This is a genomic window from Gemmatimonadota bacterium, from assembly GCA_039715185.1.
Classification (GTDB): Bacteria; Gemmatimonadota; Gemmatimonadetes; order Longimicrobiales; family RSA9; genus DATHRK01.
Genome location: JBDLIA010000198.1, coordinates 1 through 1,781, shown reverse-complemented (window position 1 = coordinate 1,781; position 1,781 = coordinate 1). Strand labels below are relative to the sequence as shown.

At 72.2% G+C, this 1,781-nt stretch carries 2 protein-coding genes; both read right to left on the bottom strand.

Annotated elements, in window-relative coordinates:
* Nucleotides 1-1,227: hypothetical protein (locus ABFS34_16660; protein ID MEN8377057.1), on the bottom strand; the 1,227-nt coding region annotated here is incomplete at its 3' end.
* Nucleotides 1,224-1,781, bottom strand: a 558-nt coding sequence (locus ABFS34_16655) for a hypothetical protein (protein MEN8377056.1), incomplete at its 5' end; no start/stop codon positions are given. The genes ABFS34_16655 and ABFS34_16660, both read right to left, overlap by 4 nt.

Here is a 1,781-nt window from a genome sequence, read left to right as displayed (position 1 = left end):
CACCTCGTCGATGGACGTGGCGTCGGTGTCCCTGCCCGGCTCTTCGATGCGTACCGTGGGCAGACCGTCGTCGAGCACGTCGATGCTGTACTCGGGCGAGGCGCGCACCGCGTCCCCCGCCGGGCCGATCAACTCGATGCGATAGAAGCCGTCGCGGTCGAGCGGCACCTCGCCGGCCAGAGCCGCGGAATCCGCCGGCGCCAGGGGCAGCGAGCGCCCGTCGTCCAGCAGAATCCGTCCGCCCGGCGTGGGCGCGGTGGGCTCCACCAGGAAGCGGGCGCGGGTGCCCCGCGGCGCGGCCAGGTCGCGGGCGTCGCGGATTACCCGAGTCGCCAGCCCGGTGTAGGCCGGGTAGACCAGCTCGACATCGACGCGGCCGGCGTACGGAAGCGGCGCGACGGAGAGGGTGTAGGCGTCCGAACGGACACCGTCGGCCTCAACCAGGTACTCGGTGTCTTCGGCCAGATCGAACAGGAGGGCGCCGTAGCTGCCGTCCTCGGCGCGCACCATCGGCACACGCTCGGGGGTGCTATCGCCCGCGACGAACGCGAGCAGGTCCACGCGCTCCGGGGCGTCTATGTTGAGCAGGTGCGCGCGCACGCTCACGTCTCCGTGCGCGGGAATCGTGGCGTCGCCCGGCTCGATGAGGATGGCCGGCTCCGCGCCCTCGACGACCGGGTCGCCGGCGCCGCGAAAGCGGTCCGCCCCCGTGCTGAGAATGGCCGGCCGGAACGCCACCGTGGCGACCCCCGTGAGCAGGAGGAGCCCCAGCAGGGCAGCGAATCGGCGCAACTCCGCGCGATCGATCCGGTCTCCGTCATCAACTTCGTGAAGCCGCTTCAGCGCGGCGCCGACCGCGCGCTCGGCCAGCGCCCGAGAACCCGTGTCGCCGGCCAGGGCGCCGAGCACCGCCGAGCCGAGGGTCGGCTCGTGCTCCTCCAGGTACAGCGCGATGCGCTCCTCCGGGATCCGGCGGAAAGCGGGCCGCCCTATCCACCAGATGGCGGCCAGGACCGGAATCGCGAACGCCAGGAGCCGGGCGATCATGGCTCCGGCACCGCTGCCGAGCATCGGCATGGCGAGCGTGGCGACGGCGAACGAAGCGACGCCGATCACCACCACCAGCATGACGCCCAGCATCATCCGCTTGGATCGCCAGCGTCGGAGTACCCGTGCGAGGATGCCGCGCAGCTCTGCGTTGTTTCTGCCCGATTCCTTCCAACTCACGGCACGCCTCCAACGGTTGCACGAGCCCTCCCGACATTGGAAAGGACGCTTTCCAACAGAAACAGTACACTCGCGGCCAGCAACAGGGGCCACCATAGGGGGCGTCCGGGCTCGCGGCCTCCGGCCGCGGTTTCCGCGGCTTCCGCGGTTGGGGCGACGACCGAGTCAGGGGCGGCGGCCGCGGTCCTGAACGCCGCGCTGTCCACCGCGATCAGCCCGTTCTCGCGGGGGTCGACGTTGACCGCGAACCGGCGCGGCGCCGGTGTGGCCGGATCGCGCACCTCGTAGATGCCCGAGAGCTCGACGACAACCGGCTCCCCGGTGGCGTCGAGGGCGCGGCGCTCGCCGCCGGGCATGACCAGCACGGGCGCCTCCTGGTCCTCGCGCTCGGCGGGCGGAATGAGCGTCGCCGGGTCCACCGAGGATCCCACCAGGCGGGACGGCTCGTCCTCTCGCCAACCGGCGGCGTGCAGCAGAAGGCGGTGCACGAAGGGCAGGTAGACGGGCTGCAGCGGCAGGTCCGTCCAGGCGTCGCCGAGCGTCGTGGCCCACAC